This window comes from Bradyrhizobium sp. SRL28, assembly GCF_018596315.1.
Taxonomy (GTDB): Bacteria; Pseudomonadota; Alphaproteobacteria; order Rhizobiales; family Xanthobacteraceae; genus Bradyrhizobium.
Window position 1 is genome coordinate 1 of record NZ_JAHEAG010000245.1, and the last position, 363, is coordinate 363.

Consider the following 363-nt stretch of genomic DNA (forward strand, 5'->3'; position numbering starts at 1 on the left):
CGAACAGGTCGGCCAGCGCCTTCAGGTGCCGCCGCCGGAACTCCGAGATCGTGCGGAAGTCCGGCGCATCGCCCGCCACGATCATCATGAAATCCGCCCGCTCCACCGCCGCCCTGGCGATCCGCCGCGACGAGTAGATACCGCTCGCGTAGCCGTGCAGAAGCAGCGCCGTCATCATCCGCGGATCGAACGGCGGCTGCCCCAGCCCGCTTCGGTAGCTGCCTATGATCGCCGATAGATCAAGGCTTTCCCTGACCAGCGACACGATCAGCCGCGAAACGTGGTCCCTCGGCACATAATCCTGCACGCTCGGCGGCAGAAGCTGGACCTCGTCGATCTTCCAGGGGCGAAATTCCTTGCTCA

1 protein-coding gene is annotated in these 363 nt (G+C 65.0%); it reads right to left on the bottom strand.

Annotated features, from left to right (window positions below; translation table 11 throughout):
* Positions 1–363 (bottom strand): transposase (locus KIP88_RS46195; RefSeq protein ID WP_214494682.1); only part of this gene is annotated, 363 nt, incomplete at both ends.